At 67.5% G+C, this 15506-nt stretch carries 15 protein-coding genes; 6 read left to right on the top strand and 9 right to left on the bottom strand.

Going from position 1 to position 15506, the window contains the following annotated elements:
- Positions 1 to 24 precede the first annotated feature (24 nt).
- On the top strand, positions 25 to 972 hold the full coding sequence (locus tag LL236_RS08355; protein ID WP_228178287.1) for an SDR family NAD(P)-dependent oxidoreductase: 948 nt from the start codon (positions 25 to 27) through the stop codon (positions 970 to 972).
- Positions 973 to 982: 10 nt separating this feature from the next.
- Here the strand turns inward: LL236_RS08355 and LL236_RS08360 are convergent, their stop codons facing one another.
- Together LL236_RS08360 and LL236_RS08365 are read right to left on the bottom strand one after the other, a co-directional pair.
- Positions 983 to 1618 (bottom strand): metal-dependent transcriptional regulator, encoded by a 636-nt coding sequence (locus LL236_RS08360; protein ID WP_228178288.1) that lies wholly within the window; start codon positions 1616 to 1618, stop codon positions 983 to 985.
- Between the two features lie 34 nt (positions 1619 to 1652).
- Entirely contained in the window at positions 1653 to 2963 is a 1311-nt protein-coding gene (locus LL236_RS08365; protein ID WP_228178289.1) for an Nramp family divalent metal transporter, read from the bottom strand.
- Between the two features lie 94 nt (positions 2964 to 3057).
- Here LL236_RS08365 and LL236_RS08370 point away from each other — a divergent pair, with 94 nt between their 5' ends.
- On the top strand, positions 3058 to 3696 hold the full coding sequence (locus LL236_RS08370; protein ID WP_228178290.1) for a TrmH family RNA methyltransferase: 639 nt from the start codon (positions 3058 to 3060) through the stop codon (positions 3694 to 3696).
- 54 nt (positions 3697 to 3750) lie between these two features.
- Positions 3751 to 4242 (top strand): FBP domain-containing protein, encoded by a 492-nt coding sequence (locus LL236_RS08375; RefSeq protein ID WP_228178291.1) that lies wholly within the window; start codon positions 3751 to 3753, stop codon positions 4240 to 4242.
- A 6-nt stretch (positions 4243 to 4248) separates the two neighbouring features.
- On the opposite strand, the gene LL236_RS08380 is transcribed toward LL236_RS08375, so the two are convergent.
- Positions 4249 to 4977, bottom strand: a complete 729-nt coding sequence (locus LL236_RS08380) for a pyridoxamine 5'-phosphate oxidase family protein (RefSeq protein ID WP_228178292.1) — start codon at positions 4975 to 4977, stop codon at positions 4249 to 4251.
- A complete protein-coding gene (locus LL236_RS08385; RefSeq protein WP_228178293.1) occupies positions 4974 to 6320 on the bottom strand; it encodes an MATE family efflux transporter in 1347 nt (448 codons plus the stop codon). The genes LL236_RS08380 and LL236_RS08385 overlap by 4 nt, the downstream gene beginning before the upstream one ends.
- 192 nt (positions 6321 to 6512) lie before the next feature.
- On the opposite strand from LL236_RS08385, the gene LL236_RS08390 reads away from it, so the two are divergent.
- From LL236_RS08390 to LL236_RS08400, 3 genes are all read left to right on the top strand, one after another.
- A complete protein-coding gene (locus LL236_RS08390) occupies positions 6513 to 7874 on the top strand; it encodes a ClC family H(+)/Cl(-) exchange transporter (protein WP_228178294.1) in 1362 nt (453 codons plus the stop codon).
- Positions 7875 to 7897: 23 nt separating this feature from the next.
- Positions 7898 to 9862 carry a M13 family metallopeptidase gene (locus LL236_RS08395; RefSeq protein ID WP_228178295.1) on the top strand — a complete coding sequence of 655 codons (1965 nt, stop codon included), beginning with the start codon at positions 7898 to 7900 and terminating at the stop codon, positions 9860 to 9862.
- Between the two features lie 144 nt (positions 9863 to 10006).
- The gene (locus tag LL236_RS08400; RefSeq protein ID WP_228178296.1) at positions 10007 to 10813 is read left to right on the top strand and encodes a serine hydrolase; all 807 of its coding nucleotides are present in this window, start codon (positions 10007 to 10009) and stop codon (positions 10811 to 10813) included.
- Positions 10814 to 10838: 25 nt separating this feature from the next.
- On the opposite strand, the gene LL236_RS08405 is transcribed toward LL236_RS08400, so the two are convergent.
- From LL236_RS08405 to LL236_RS08425, 5 genes are all read right to left on the bottom strand, one after another.
- Positions 10839 to 11432, bottom strand: coding sequence for a PadR family transcriptional regulator (locus LL236_RS08405; RefSeq protein WP_228178297.1), 594 nt, complete (start codon positions 11430 to 11432; stop codon positions 10839 to 10841).
- A 133-nt stretch (positions 11433 to 11565) separates the two neighbouring features.
- Positions 11566 to 12978 carry a vanillate/3-O-methylgallate O-demethylase gene (ligM, locus tag LL236_RS08410; RefSeq protein WP_228178299.1) on the bottom strand — a complete coding sequence of 471 codons (1413 nt, stop codon included), beginning with the start codon at positions 12976 to 12978 and terminating at the stop codon, positions 11566 to 11568.
- Between the two features lie 34 nt (positions 12979 to 13012).
- Positions 13013 to 13885, bottom strand: a complete 873-nt coding sequence (purU, locus tag LL236_RS08415) for a formyltetrahydrofolate deformylase (protein ID WP_228178300.1) — start codon at positions 13883 to 13885, stop codon at positions 13013 to 13015.
- A gap of 19 nt (positions 13886 to 13904) precedes the next feature.
- Complete coding sequence (locus tag LL236_RS08420; protein WP_228178301.1) at positions 13905 to 14774, bottom strand: methylenetetrahydrofolate reductase; 870 nt, start codon at positions 14772 to 14774, stop codon at positions 13905 to 13907.
- A gap of 146 nt (positions 14775 to 14920) precedes the next feature.
- Positions 14921 to 15430 (bottom strand): MarR family winged helix-turn-helix transcriptional regulator, encoded by a 510-nt coding sequence (locus tag LL236_RS08425; protein WP_228178302.1) that lies wholly within the window; start codon positions 15428 to 15430, stop codon positions 14921 to 14923.
- Positions 15431 to 15506 lie beyond the last annotated feature (76 nt).

The raw sequence follows: 15506 nt of genomic DNA on the forward strand, positions 1-15506 counted from the left end.
TCGCGGAGGTCTAGTGTCGATCACGTGACGCGCAGGCGGTGGGATCCCGAGTCGCTGCCCGACCTTTCCGGGCAGTCGTACCTCGTGACGGGCTCCAACGCCGGCCTTGGGTACTTCGCGAGCGAACAACTGGCCCGTGCCGGGGCGCATGTCATCATGTCGGGCCGCAATCCCAAGCGTCTTTCCGCCGCTCGAGCGACGCTAGCGGGGCGTGTTCCGGGAGCCGACATCGAATCTCTGATCATCGACACCGCCAAGCCTGGATCGATCCGGTCGGCCGCGGCATCCTTGCGGACGCGGGGCCCGCTGGATGGGGTTCTGCTCAACGCCGGAGTCGTTCATCCACCCCGGCGCCGTGAAACGACCTCCGACGGTGCCGAGGTCGTGCTTGCCACCAACGCACTCGGGCACTTCGCGCTCGCGGGAGAGTTGCTGGTGCCGCTCGCGCGATCAGGGGGACGGATGGTGTGGCTCGGCAGCATGTCGATCTCCCTGACCCCCTACGACCCGGTCGACCTGCAGCTGACCGAGGGCTACTCGGGCTGGCGTGCGTACGTGCAGTCGAAAGTCGTGACGACGGCCCTCGGACTCGAAGCAGATCGGCGCCTGCGCGAGCACGGCGTTCCGGTCGACAGTGTCGTTGTGCACCCCGGGTACTCCGTGAGCGGACGCACACCGGGCCTCCACGGCGTGAACCAACCAAGCAAGATCACCCGGTTCGTCGACAACCTGCAGACCCCGTTCACCCAGTCCAAGGAGCACGGCGCGTGGCCGCTCGTGCGGGCGCTGGCCGACCCGTCGATCGCCGGTGGCCAGTTCTGGGGACCGCGCTTCATCGTGAAGGGTGACCCTCGGCGGGCGCGCTTGCCGAAGATCGTGCGCGATCCCGAACGCCTGGCGCGCATCTGGGAAGCGTGCGAAGCAGCAACCCGCACCCGGTGGCCGTTCGCGACGGCATCCGTCGCCCGCTGACGAACGGGACTCAGGCGCTGAGCCAGATGGCCTCGGGCGCCGTCGAGGGCAGGGTCACATCCCGTCCGTCGACCTCCACGATCGCTCCGCTTCGGACGCACACGACGCTGCCGACGTCGACGGATGCCGCATCCAACGCCTCGAGCAGCCCCGGGACGCGGTCAGAGACGCGAAGAATCCGTCCACAGTGCCCCGGGGGAGCATCGGCGAGCAGCACGAATCGCTCACGGGTGACCGTGCCGTCGGCATCCGGGATGGCGTCGCCGTGGGGATCGAACCGGGGCCTCCCGAGGCGCTCATCGATGCCGTCGAGGAGCCGGTCGCTGATGGCGTGTTCGAGGATCTCTGCCTCCTCGTGCACATCGGCCCAGGTGTAGCCGAACTCGCGTACGAGCCAGGTCTCAATAAGGCGGTGGCGGCGGATGATGGCGGCTGCGCGGTGCTCGCCGGCTGTCGTGAGCGAGATCGGTCCGTACGGGCGATGGGTCACGAGCCCGGCCGCGGCGAGCTTGCGAACCATCTCGGTCACGCTCGAGGGCGCAAGTCCGAGCTCGGAAGCGAGTTGCGACGGCGTGATCCGTTCGGTCTGCCACTCCGTGTGATTGTAGATCGTCTTCAGATAGTCGTCGACGGCCGCGGAGGACATGCCGAAACCCTACCCGCCCCGGGTGGGCGCTCGATCACGTGCCGGTGAAGACCAGCCACAGCAGCACCAGGTTGAGAGTGATCAGCAGCGCCGCTGACACCACGCCCAGGACGGTCGTTGCGAGTCGGTTCCGGAACGGACCGAGGACGCTGCGCCGTGCGGTGATCCACACGAGCGGAACGAGGGCGAACGGGATGCCGAACGAGAGCACGACCTGGCTGAGGACGAGAGCGAAGGTCGGGTCAACGCCGAACCCGAGGATCAGCAGAGCGGGAACGAGCGTGACGAGGCGCCGGACCACGAGCGGCACCCGGATGCGCAGCAGGCCGCTCATGATCTCGGCGCCCGCGTACGCTCCGACGGCTGTGGAGGCCAGGCCGCTCGCGAGCAGTCCGACGGCGAACAGCGTCGCGATGATCGGTCCGAGCCCGTCACGCAGGGCGGCGTAGGCGCCCTCGAGCGAGTCGGTGCCGGGGACGCCCGCGAGGTTCGCTGCAGCAAGCAGCAGGATGCAGAGGTTCACGGTTCCGGCGATCACCATGGCGATCGTGACGTCCCAGCGCGTGGCGGTCAGGAGCCGCCTCGTCGACACTCCGCGCCCTGATTCGAGGCCGGCCGCCGCGGAGCCGAACGCGAACGGCCCGGCCGTGGTGGTCGGCGCGAACCGGTCGCGGCTGAGAGCCGAGTGCGCGTAGATCGCATGCGGCATGACGGTCGCGCCCAGGATGGATGCCGCCAGCAGCACGGAGTCAGCGCCTTCGAACCGGGGGACGAGACCGCCGACGATTCCGGCGGGGTCGGGCGGCGCGACGAAGACTCCGGCGGTGAACCCGACAGCAATGAGGACCACGAGCCCGATGACGATGACCTCGAAGGGCCTGGCCCCGCGCCTGGACTGCACGATCAGCAGGCCCAGGGAGACGACACCCGTGATCACCCCACCCCAGAGCAGGGGGATGCCGAACAGCAGGTTCAGGGCGACGGCACCGCCGATCACCTCGGCGACGTCGGTCGCCATCGCGACGAGCTCGGCTTGCAGCCAGTACAGGCGCCGCCCCCAGACGCTCCGGATTCGCCCTCCGAGTGCCTGGGGCAGGCTCTCGCCGGTGACCACGCCGAGCTTTGCCGAGAGGTACTGAATAAGCCAGGCCATCACGTTCGCGACGACGACGACCCACACCAGCAGGTAGCCGTAGCGTGCGCCGGCTGTCATGTTGCTGGCAACGTTGCCGGGGTCGAGGTAGGCCACGCCGGCAACCATCGCCGGGCCGAGGAGCCACACCAACCGGGGTGCGCGCGCCGACGCTGAGACCGTGGCAGTGAGCGTCGGTGGAGACTTCGGCATATCGAAACCCTATCGATTTTTCGGTATACCGAAAAGATGCGCGGTGGGCACTCACCGTCCGGGCTCAGCGCGACCGTCAGATAGATTGCTCGACGTGCAGGACGAGACGGAGCCCGGGAGCGAGCCGGAACTCCCTCACGGAGTCGGACCCTGGCCGGGCGGTGAAGCTGAATGGCCGGATGATCCCCGACTTGACCCCGACCTCCTCGCCGCAGGTGACCGCCGCAACGTCGTCGACCGGTACCGATACTGGCGAATGGACGCGATCGTCGCGGACCTGGACGAGCGGCGGCATCCGTTTCATGTGGCGATCGAGAACTGGCAGCACGACCTCAACATCGGCTCCATCGTCCGCAGCGCGAACGCCTTCCTCGCAGCGGAAGTGCACATCATCGGGCGTCGCCGCTGGAACAAGCGCGGCGCGATGGTCACCGACCGCTATCAGCACGTGCGTCACCACGAGGATGTCGCGGCTTTCGCCGTGTGGGCGGATGCTGCGAACCTTCCTGTGATCGCGATCGACAACGTCGAGGGCTCCCGGCCGCTGCCCGAGGCGGACCTGCCCCAGGCGTGCGTTCTGTTGTTCGGTCAGGAAGGGCCGGGGCTCTCGGCAGAGGCGCTGGCCGCGGCATCCGGCAGCGTCGAGATCGCGCAGTACGGCTCGACCCGCTCCATCAACGCGGCCGCTGCTGCGGCCGTCGTGATGTACGAATGGTGTCGACGCTGGGCGTGAGCTGGGCTCGGCTCGAGGCTACCGCCGCGCGTTCACACCCTGAAAGGCACGCATATGCGTCCCCTCACCGACGCTCAGATCCGGGCATCGTTTCTCAACGCCTCGCGCAGCGAGCGCAAGAACCTCACCCTTCCCACCGACCTCGACACTCGCGACTGGGAGTCCCTGGACTATCTCGGCATCCGCGATTCGAAGCTGCCGAAGCTCGCGTCAGTCGTGATCGAACTCGACGACGAGCCCGTCGGCATCCTGCTGCGTCAGACCGATGCTCGCCCCCTGAGTCGTCCGCAATGTTCGTGGTGCAACGACGTCCAGCTCCCCAATGACGTCGTGATGTTCGCCGCCAAGCGAGCGGGCGACGCCGGACGGCGCGGCGATACCGTCGGTATCCTCGTCTGCGAGAACTTCGAGTGCTCGGTGAATGTTCGAAAGCTCCCGCCGTCGGCGTACCTCGGATTCGACCGTGAGTCGGCGCGCGATAGGCGCATCGAGGCCCTGCGCGCGAACGTCACCGAATTCGCCCGCAGCGTCCGCGACGGCGCGTAGCCGCCCTCAGGGCTGCATGATCTCGCGCAGTCGAGCCTCACGCTCGGCGGCGAGATCGTGCAGCCGCTGAGCGAAAGCAGCGACGGATGCCGCATCCGCAGCCCCTGCCGCGCGGGTCACCGGGGAACCTATCGGTGTGCCCGCGCGGACGGCGAGCGGCACGACACCCGCCCAAACGGTGTGGTCCTCGCCGTCGTCCTCAGTGTCGCCCACCCCGTCGAAGCGGACCTTGACGCTCGCCTGATCGAGCGGGACCTGCAGAACGTGAGTGGCGCGGACTTCTTTGCGGGTCATCTCCCGCACCTCGGCGCGGCGGCCCGGCATGAGGTGATCCGAGACCTGCCACAGCGCCCGCTCCCGCTGGTCTTCAGGCACAATGCGGGCGCGCCCGAAGACCACCGCGCTGCGGTAGTTCGCGGAGCTCTCGAACGTGGATGCCGCGAAGACGAGTCCGTCGACGTGGGTGACCGTGACCGAGACCGGGACGCCCTCGCCCGCGGCATCCAAGAACAGCCCGCCGCCGGTCGACCCGTGCAGCAGCAGAACGGGGCCTTCACCGAGATCGCCGACCCCGTAGAGGTAGGGCAACACGATCGGTGCGCCGTCCCGCACGAAGCCCACGTGGGCGACGATCCCCTCAGCCAGGATGCCGCGCAGCACGTCGGCGTCAGTGTTCTGCCGCTGCGGCTTGCGTCGCACCTGCAGCGAGGGGGAGGAGGGGCTCTCGGGGCTCATATGTTGAGGGTAGAGCCGAGCCACGTCTGGCCCCGCAACCGCCAGCCGAGCGTCGCGGCGCGCGCAAGCATGTAGACGCCGAAGAAGGCGACGGCAAGCCACGCGAGCCCAGCGGCGCCGCCGGGGTGGAAGATCGCGACGAGGGCCAGGGCGGGGAGGAACGGTACGAGATTCAGCGCGCCCGCGATCGCGAGATAGCGCGCGTCGCCGGCACCGATGAGCACGCCGTCCCAGACGAAGACGATGCCGCACAGCGGCTGCGCAACGGCGAGCACGAGCAGGGCGGGCTGCACGATGGCCGCAAGTTCCGGGTCGCCGGTGAAGAGGATGCCGATGACCCCGGATGCCGCCGCGACCCCCGCGCCGACGAGGATGCCGAACCACAGACCCCACGCGCTGGTGCGCTGCAGCACCTTACGCACTCTGGCATGGTCCTGCTCGCCGAGTGACTTGCCGATGAGCGCTTGGGCCGCGATCGCGAGGGCGTCCAGAGCGAACGCTGCTGCCGAGAAGATCGTGTACGCGACCTGCCAGCCGGCGAGCTCATCGGTGCCGAGCCCGGTGGCGACGGCCACCGTGGTCAGGAGGGCTATCCGCAGCGACACCGTGCGCAGGAATAGCCAGCCGCCGGTGCGGGCGGACCCGCGCACGCCGCGAGCCGACGGGCGGACCTGGGCCGAATGGCGCTGAGCCAGCCGACCGATGACACCGACGTAGGCGACGACCATGCCCCATTGGGCCAGCACGGTTCCCACCGCCGAGCCCGCGATCCCCCACCCGAGCCCGTAAATGAAGAGCGCGTTCAGCGCAGCATTCGCGCCGAAGCCGGCCGCGGCGATCCACAGCGGCGTGACGGTGTCTTGCATCCCGCGCAGCAGCCCTGTCGCGGCGAACACGATGAGCATTGCGGGAAGACCCCACATGGAGATCTGGAGGTAGGTCACCGCATCCGCCGCCACCTCCTGGGTGGCACCGAACAGCGAGACGAGGGGTGGTGTCGCGAGGGATCCGGCGAGGGCCAGAAGTGCGCCAAGCCCGAGCGCGAGCCAGAGGCCGTCGATGCCGACCGAAACCGCAGATTTCGCATCGCCGGCGCCGAAGCGTCGGGCGACTGCCGGTGTGGTCGAGTACGCGAGAAAGACCATGAGCCCGACGATCGTCTGCAGGATCGCCGAAGCGATCCCGAGGGCGGCCAGCGGCACGGTACCCAGGTGCCCGACCAGTGCCGAATCGACGATCAGGAACAGCGGCTCGGCGATGAGGGCGCCGAGGGCCGGCACCGCGAGCCGCAGGATGTCACGGTTCAGCGTCGTCGGTGCGTCGCCGGCGGGTCGAGAAGGCACGAGCCGAGCCTAGGGTTCACCGCCGCTGACACGGATGACGCGCGCCGCGCCACCGTCCGGTGCTGGTCTGTTCGGTTGCCGCGACACGCCGTGCGTGGCATCCGTCGTCCGCGCTTCGCGGCAAACGAACCGCGCGGATGCCACGATGGGCAGTGCGGAAGAGGCGCCGCCGGGCGCCCGGGCAGGGGTGGGATGACGGGGAACACGTCGTCGACGACATCTCCGGATGCCGGCAGTGGGGCTGCCCGGCAGATCGCGATCCTCATGCTGCTGGCTGCCATCGCGGGTCTCGCCCTCGGACTCGTCGGCGGGGCCTTTCGCTGGTGCATCGACCAGGCCGAGCATCTGCGCATCGAGGTCTTCGCGTTCGCGCACGACCAGCCCGCGTGGGGGTGGCTCATCGCTATCGCCGTCACCGCCACGGGCGCGACGCTGGCAGCACTTCTCGTGAAGTGGGTCCCACAGGCGGCCGGGAGCGGCATCCAGTACGTCGAGGCTGTCGAGCGCGGGGAGGAGCCGCCGAGCGCGCTGGGCGTGCTTGTGGCGAAGTTCGTGGGCGGCGTGCTCTCGATCGGGTCGGGAATGGTGCTGGGTCGCGAGGGCCCCACGGTTCATATCGGGGCGGTGCTCGGCGCCGAGGCTGCTCGCCGCAGCCGCAGATCCGCGGCGGACGCGCGCACCCTTCACTCCGCCCTCTCTGGCGCTGGCCTAGCCGTCGCTTTCAACGCTCCGCTGGGCGGATCGCTCTTCGTCATCGAAGAGGTCGCCCAGTCGGTGCGCGCGCGTATCGTCCTCCCAACCCTGACCGGTGTCGCTGTGGCAGTTGCCACGGCGTGGATCGTCGTTGGCAATGCGCCGATCTTCCAGGTAGCGCCCGTCCCGCCGCCCGACCTCGCGCAAGTGGGCGTCTTCGCGGTGTTTGGCCTGCTCACCGGCATCCTCGGTGCGGGATACAACCGTCTGATCCTCGGGTTCCTGACGGCGGCCCGGGCAGCGCGCCGCGTGCCGCCGGTGGCCCAGGCGGCGATCATCGGCGGAGCAGTCGGCCTGCTGCTCTTCCTCGACCCGCTCGGTGCCGGCGGGGGCGATCCGATCTCGCAGGGCCTACTTCGCGGCGAGTCGCTCATCCCTATCGTGCTCGCCGCGACCCTCGTCATCCGGTTCCTGGCAGGGCCCCTCTCCTACGCCGCCGGAACCCCCGGGGGTCTGTTCGCGCCGCTCCTCGCGATCGGCGCGCTGTGGGGAGCGCTGTGCGGATCGCTCGCCAAGCTCGTCCTCCCCGAGATCGCCGATACGACGGTCGTCGTGTTCGTGCTCGTCGGCATGACCTCGATGTTCGCCGCCACGATCCGCGCGCCGCTCACCGGAATCGCGGTCGTGGTCGAGATGACAGCCGTCGCGACCGTGCTTGCGCCGATGCTGGCGGCATCCGTGTGCGCGATCCTCGTCGCCGCCGCGCTGCGTACGCGTCCCATCTACGAAGACCTCCGCGAACGGATGCTGCATCCACCCGCTGTTCGCCCGGTGTTCCCGCCGCGCAGGGATCGCGCATAGCCGACGTGCTTATTCTGGAGGACATGACCGACGCGACCGTCTCTGGCCTCCCGCTGGAAGAACTTTCTGCCGACATCCGCCCGCAAGACGACCTCTTCCGCCACGTCAACGGCGCGTGGCTGGATCGGACGGAGATTCCGGACGACAAGGCTCGCTGGGGGTCGTTCCACCTCATCGCCGAGCAGGCCGAGAAGGATGTGCGCGCGATCATCGAGGAGAGCACGGATGCCGAGCCCGGCACCGAGACCCGCAAGATCGGCGATCTGTACACGAGCTTCATGGACACCGAGCGCATCGCGGCGCTCGGGGCGACGCCGATCGCCCGTCAGCTCGCGGCCGTCGACGCGATCTCATCGGTTCCCGAGCTGTTGACGACGCTCGGTTCTCTCGAGCGCGATGGCGTGTCGGGGCTGGTCGGCCTCTACGTCGAGCCGGACCCCGGAAACCCTGAGCGTTATGTTCCTTTCATCGTGCAGGGCGGGCTGTCGCTTCCCGACGAGAGCTACTACCGGCTCGAGAACTTCGACGAGACACGCCGCGAGTTCCGTGCGCACATCGAACGGATGCTGACGCTCGCCGGCGTGACGGACGCCGCAACGGATGCCGACCGCATCGTTGCCCTCGAGACCGAGCTCGCCTCGCACCACTGGGACAACGTGCGCAGTCGGGATGCTGTGGCCACGTACAACCTGCGGACGTGGACGCAGGTTCTGGAGATGGCCGGTCTCGACCTCGCGCCGTGGCTGTCGGCGCTGGCTCCCGGGAAGGAGACCGCCTTCGACGAGGTCGTCGTCTACCAGCCGAGCTTCATCGAGTCGCTTGGCGGCCTGCTGAGTGCCGGGCGACTGGAGGACTGGAAGGCGTGGCTGCGATTCGCCGTCATCCGGGGTGCTGCCCCGCTGCTGTCGGACGAGTTCATCGCCGAGAACTTCAGCTTCTACGGGACCCAGCTCACGGGTGTGCCGACGATCCGGGAGCGCTGGAAGCGCGGGGTCAGCCTCGTCGAAGGCGCGATGGGCGAAGCCGTCGGCCGCGTCTACGTCGAGCGACACTTTCCGCCCGCCGCGAAGGACGCGATGGACGAACTGGTCGCGAACCTCATCGAGGCGTATCGGCGCAGCATCCGCGCCCTCGAATGGATGAGCCCCGAGACGCGGGAACGCGCCCTGGCCAAGCTCGACGCCTTCACCCCGAAGATCGGGTACCCGGTGACGTGGAAGGACTACTCCGCGCTCGAGATCGACGCCACTGATCTCGTCGGCAACGCACGCCGCTCGCACCGGGTCGAGCACGACCGTCAACTCGCGAAGGTGGGGCAGCCGATCGACCGCGACGAATGGTTCATGACGCCGCAGACCGTCAACGCGTATTACAACCCGCTGATGAACGAGATCGTCTTCCCCGCGGCGATCCTGCAGTACCCGTTCTTCGACGTGGACCGCGACCCGGCCGCGAACTACGGCGGCATCGGAGCGGTGATCGGCCACGAGATCGGTCACGGTTTCGACGACCAGGGGAGCCGCTTCGACGGCGACGGTTCGCTGCGGGACTGGTGGACAGAAGACGATCGCGCGGCCTTCGAGCAGCGCACCAAGAGCCTGATCGAGCAGTACGACGCGCTCACCCCGCGCGGCCTTGACGAGAGACACCACGTCAACGGCGCCCTCACGATCGGTGAGAACATCGGGGACCTCGGCGGACTCGGCATCGCGATCAAGGCATACGAGATCTCCCTCGATGGTGAACCGGCGCCGGTCATCGACGGATACACCGGCATCCAGCGCCTCCTGCTGAGCTGGGGTCAGATCTGGCAGCAGAAGGGCCGAGATGCCGAGACCATCCGGCTGCTCACGATCGACCCGCATTCGCCGAACGAGTTCCGCTGCAATCAGATCGTGCGCAACGTGGATGCCTTCTATGACGCCTTCGAGGTGACGGAGGCTGACGAACTGTGGCTCGACCCCGCCGAGCGCGTCACCATCTGGTGAGGTTGATCACCTAGAATCCCCCCACCCGAACACGGGAAGGATCCCACGGTGGGCACACCACCCCGCACGTCGCGCGCGGATCATCGCGCGGATTCGCGACGGTCACGTCAGGCGTCTGGCCGCGCGCCTTCCTTCGCCGCGACGATGCACGCGCTCGAAGAGATCGCGAGCACCGGCGGCCGCGTCTCGGTGTGCGTCACCGATCTTGATCGCGGGTCAGACCTCGTGCTGGGGGATGCCTTCATCACCCTCCCGGTCGCTCAGCTCGGCATCGTTCCGCTGCTGGTCGAGACCTCGGCGGCGCTGGAGGCGGGCCGACTGGATCATACGGAGACGGTTTCGCGTCCACCCCGGGAGCAGCACATCTCGGCTGGGCTCTGGCGCCACTTTGCGACCGAGGACCTCGCGGTGTGCGATCTGGCTGTGCTGACGGCTGCGGCAGCGGATCCGCTCGCGACCAATGCGCTCATCGACCTCGTGGGACTGGACCCCGTGCGAGAGCGGATTCAGCACCTCGGACTCACCCGAACTGCGCTGCTCGACCGTGTTCGCGAAGACCGGGGGCCCGATGATGCTCCTCACCTCGCGCTGTCCACGACCCGCGAGCTCACGTCATTGTTCTCGGCGCTCGCGAACGGTCGAGCGGTGTCGGCGTCGGTGAGCGCGCAGGTCATCGGCTGGCTTGCGCTGAACACGGACCTCGGCCTGGCTGCCGGCGCGACAGGCCTCGACCCCCTGGCCCACGGGGGCAGCGCAGACCAGTTGCTGCTGGTCAACAAGACCGGACGCGACCGCGGCATCCGGGCTGAAGCGGGGGTTCTTGCCGGGACGCGAGCAGGAGTCGCCTACGCGATGATCGTTCAGTTCGCGGAAGAGACCCCGCTTGACCGGCTTCGCGTGCACGACGCGTTCCGTGTCCTGGGTGCAGACCTCATGGAGGCCGTGCACTGAGTCGCGCACCGAGACGCGACGGCGCTCACTCGCTGGGGTCGAGCTTGTCGACCAGTGCCAGACCGCGCTGGGCCCAGGCGATCTCACCCTTCGCGCGCTCGACGAGTCCCTCGTAGGTGAAGTGCTTGTACGCGACGATGCGTTCGTGCTCGTCGACAGGGGAGGCCTTCAGACGGCGCTCGAGCATGGGGTTTGGGGGATCGATGAGATCGATCTTGCGGATCTCGCCCTCCCACTGGGCCAGTTCGCTCTCCCACTGTTCGATGTGGCGGAGGAAGAACGCCCGCGCAGCATCCGGTGATGCCGACTCCAAGTACGCGGCGCGCAAGTGGGCAGGGTCGCGTACGCGCTGGTACTCGAGAGGTGAAGCCATCCAGTCGAGGAACGCCTGGTTTCCGGCATCCGTGACGTGATACATGCGACGAGTGCCGCGCTCGCCGCGCGCCTGCTCCTCGGCCTCGACGAGGCCGTCGGCTTCCATCTTGCGCAGCTCGGGATAGATCTGCGAGTCCGGCGCATGCCAGACGTGGCCGACGGACTGGGTGAACTGCTTTGCCAGCTCGTACCCCGACAGCGGTCCGACCCGCAGCAGCGCGAGCAGCGCGTAGCGAAGGCTCATCGGGCCACTCCTTCCGGTCGAATCCGCTCCCGTGATGCTACCGATACGCCGCGAGACTGCATCCGCGCCGCGAGACAGCGTGTTGCGTGTGCTGTCTCGCGGGCAGGATGCAGTCTCGCGGGTTACGGGCCTATCAGTCGTTCTGGTAGCCGGTGCGCCATCCGCCCTGGTAGGTCTGGCGGGCGACGGTCGAGTACGGCACGGGGCTGACGACGACGCGCACGTCGGTCTGCTCGTGCGGCTCGACGGAGGCCTTCTTCGAGCCACCGTTCGGCTCGCCCCAGACCACGCGCAGCTCGGTGCCCTCGGGGACATCGGGCGACACGGTGGCCAGCGACAGGCCGCGGCGCTCGTTCGAGGAGTAGCCGGTGAACATCGAGTAGCCGACGACCGTGCCATCGGCATCCACGACGGCGTCGTAGTTGGCCGAGCCGTAGTTGGCCAGCGGCAGGTCGAAGAACTTGTAGTTCGGGCCGTCGACGTTCAGCAGCGACGTCCAGACCTTGCCGAGGTCCTCGGCATTCCACGCGAGGGTGACCTTCTTGCGCTGTGCGGCCGGGTCCATCTTCTCGAGCGCGTCGCGACCGATGAAGTCGTGGTCGAACTTGACGAACGACCCGTAGCCGAGCTCCCAGGGCGTCAGGTAGTAGTCCTCGATGTTCTCGGACACGAACGACCCGGCGAGCGTTCCGGTCGCCTCGTACGAGTTCGCCGGCAGCCAGTCACGGTACGCCTGCTCCTCGGCGCCGGTGTAGATCGCGGGAAGCGGGGAAGGAATCCAGCCCGACTCGAGCGTGTTCGACGGGTAAGCCCGCGAACCGACGGGCAGGAGGCCGAACTCGGCGCCAGCCTCGACGATCAGGTCGCGGATCTTGTGGTGGTCGGCGTAGGGGCCCCAGATCTCCAGGCCGGGGGCGCCGGCCATGCCGTGACGCAGAGTACGCACGTTCATGCCGCCGATCTTCATCTCCGACATGTTGAAGAAGCCGAGCTTCTCGAGCGGTCCGCCGTTGAGTTTTTCGATCACGGCCCAGGCGTTCGGGCCCTGGATCTGGAAGCGGTAGTACTTGCGCGAGACGGCGTCACCGTACGGGCGCGAGTTCGAGCGGCGGTCGACCTCGACGTCCAGGTTCTGGTAGCCGCCGGTCTCGCCATGGAACATGAGCCAGTTCGATGCGGGCGCGCGGCCGACATAGACGTATTCGTCTTCGGCTTCGCGGAACAGGATGCCGTCGCCGATGACGTGTCCCGAAGCCGTCGTGGGAACGTACTGCTTGGCCTTGTTGACCGGGAAGTTCGCGACGGAGTTGATGGCGGTGTCGGAGATCAGCTTGATGGCATCCGACCCCTTGAGGAACACGTTGTCCATGTGGTGGGACTGGTCGTAGAGCACGGCGGTGTCGCGCCACGCCTTCTGTTCCTTGATCCAGTTGGTGAAGTCGGCTGGCACGACGGGGTAGATGTACGAGCCGATCTGGGAGTTGCGCAGCAACTCGACGGGCGATCCCGCCGCGTCGATGACCTGCTGCAGATTCTGAGGTGCCACGATGAACCTTTCTTTGGGGTGGTGATGGTCAGGGTCAGAAGACGACGGTGTGGTTGCCGTGTCGGATGACGCGGTCTTGTGCGTGCCACAGCACGGCGCGCGAGAGGACTGCCCGTTCGACGTCGGCGCCGCGGCGTTGCAGGTCGGCGGCGGAGTCGGCGTGGGTGACCCGTACGACGTCCTGCTCGATGATGGGTCCTTCGTCGAGGTCCTTGGTCACGTAGTGGCTCGTTGCGCCGATCAGCTTCACGCCGCGTTCCTTCGCCTTGCGGTAGGGACCAGCGCCGATGAAGGCGGGAAGGAACGAGTGGTGGATGTTGATGACCGGGACTGCGACGTCGTCGATGAAGTCCTCGGAGAGGATCTGCATGTACCGCGCGAGGACGACGAAGTCGACGTTGCCCGCGAGCAGCTTCACGATCTCGGCTTCGGCAGCCGACTTGTCCGGCCCCTGGGAGGGCACGTGGAAGAACGGGATGCCGAAGCTTCGGACGTCCTCGGCCATGTTGGTGTGATTGGAGATCACCATCGGGATCGATACGGGGAGCTCGCCGCGGCGGTGACGCCACAGCAGATCGAGAAGACAGTGGTCCGAGGTTGAGGCGAGCACTGCCATGCGTTTGGGAATCGACTGGTCGGTGAGTCGCCAGGTCATCCCGTACGGCTCGAGCGTCTCGGCGATGTCGCTTTCGATCTCTTCGAACGCCGCCGTCAAGTCCGGTCGGTGGAAGACGACGCGCTGGAAGAAGGCGCCGCCTTCGGGGTTGTCGGAGTACTGATCAAGACTCACGATGTTCGCCTTGTGGCGCGTGATCAGGCCGGTGACCGCCGCGACCAGGCCGGGCTGGTCAGGGCCGTGGACGATCAGGCAGGCGTGATCGCGCAGTGCTTCGTTGTGTACCGTCATGGCGTCAAGTCCTCCCCGCTCACTTCGCGATGAAGTCGCGGGCCCACGTCGCCGTGGCCTCGAGACCGCCGAACGTGTACATGTGCAGCTTCACAGCGCCCACCGAAGGGTCAGCGTCGAACAGCGCGGCGAGATCGGAAACGAACTTGTCAGGTCCCGCGGAACCCATCAGGTTCGTGAGGGAGAACCCGTACTTTTTCACGATCATCGCGTTGGCTCCCACGCCGAAGCGCGACGCGAACGAGATGAGGCGCTTGATGCCGGCGGGGCCGGGCGTGCCGAGGCGGATCTGGGTGTCGATGCCGCGGTCGCGAACACCCTTGATCCACGCCATCACCGGGTCGGTGTCGAAGCTGAACTGGGTGAGGATCACGGCATCCAGGCCGGCATCCTTCAGGGCGGCAGATTTGTCTTCGAGGTGCTGCCACAGGACGTCGGTGGCGATGTCGGGGTGGCCCTCGGGGTAGCCGGCGATCGACACCTCCTTGACGCCGTACTGCTGCAGGACTCCCGAACGGATCATCGTCAGCGCGTCGGGGTAGGGGCCCTCCGGCGTCGCGGGGTCGCCGCCGACCGCGAACACGTGCTCGGTGGCGCCGATCTCGGCAAGTGCGCTGAGGAATTCCTCGAGCTGCGCCTGGGATGCGATGCGGCGCGCAGAGATGTGCGGGACGGGGACGAACCCGAGCTCTTTGACGGCCTTGGCTGCAGCTACCCGCATCGGCAGGTCTTCGTTCCCGAGGAAGGTCACGTTGACCTTCGTCCCGGCCGGGATGAGCGAGGCGGCCTCGGTGAGACCGACGACGTCCTTCTCTTTTCCGGTGATCTCGAGGGAGTAGCCCTCGACGAGACGTTTGGCCGACTCGGTCGTCGGTGTGGCGTGTGCCATGGCGAGTGGTCCTTTCCGCTGCCAGGAGTGCGTCGTTGCAGTCTGCAGCAATTTTACCTATGGGCATAGGCAATGTCTAGAGGTACGAAAGCGAGGAGGGGATACCCGACGCCCGGTCGGATATCCCCTCCTCGGGAAGGCGCCGCTCAGCGCGCTCGGCTCGCGGCGGTCTCGTTCTCGAGGATCTGCAGCTCGCGCGCGTCGACGAGCATCCGCTGCAGCAGAGCATTGAGGCTCGTGATCTCGTCGGGTGAGAGGTGGGCGAGGATGATGTCCTGGCCCCTCATCGAGATCGGCAGCATGTCGTCGTGCATCTGGACGCCCTCGGTCGTCAGATACATCGGCCGGGATCCTCGCGGGCCGTCCAGCAGCACGATCAGGTCACGGCCCACGAGCGTGTTGACGCTCTTGGAGACCACTGCCTTGTTGACGCCGATGAACTCGGAGACCTCTGTCGCGGAGAATCCCGGGTTGAGCGCCAGGACCGAGATCACGCGCCAGTCGTTGGTGCCGAGGCCGAAACGGCGTCTCAGCTCGTTCGATTCTCGCCACACCAGAGCATTGGACAGCAGCGCGAGCAGGCGCGGCGTGAAGTTATCGGGGTCGACGGTGTTCTGAAGTGGTTCCCACTGGATGCGTTGATCGAGCCGGTCCATGTGGTCCTTCGCGCGTCGGGATCTGAGTCTGGTCGGGTTGGGAGTGACAGTAGTAGACGATCGGGGTCGCGCGAGG

This window comes from Microbacterium schleiferi (genome assembly GCF_020781975.1).
GTDB lineage: Bacteria > Actinomycetota > Actinomycetes > Actinomycetales > Microbacteriaceae > Microbacterium.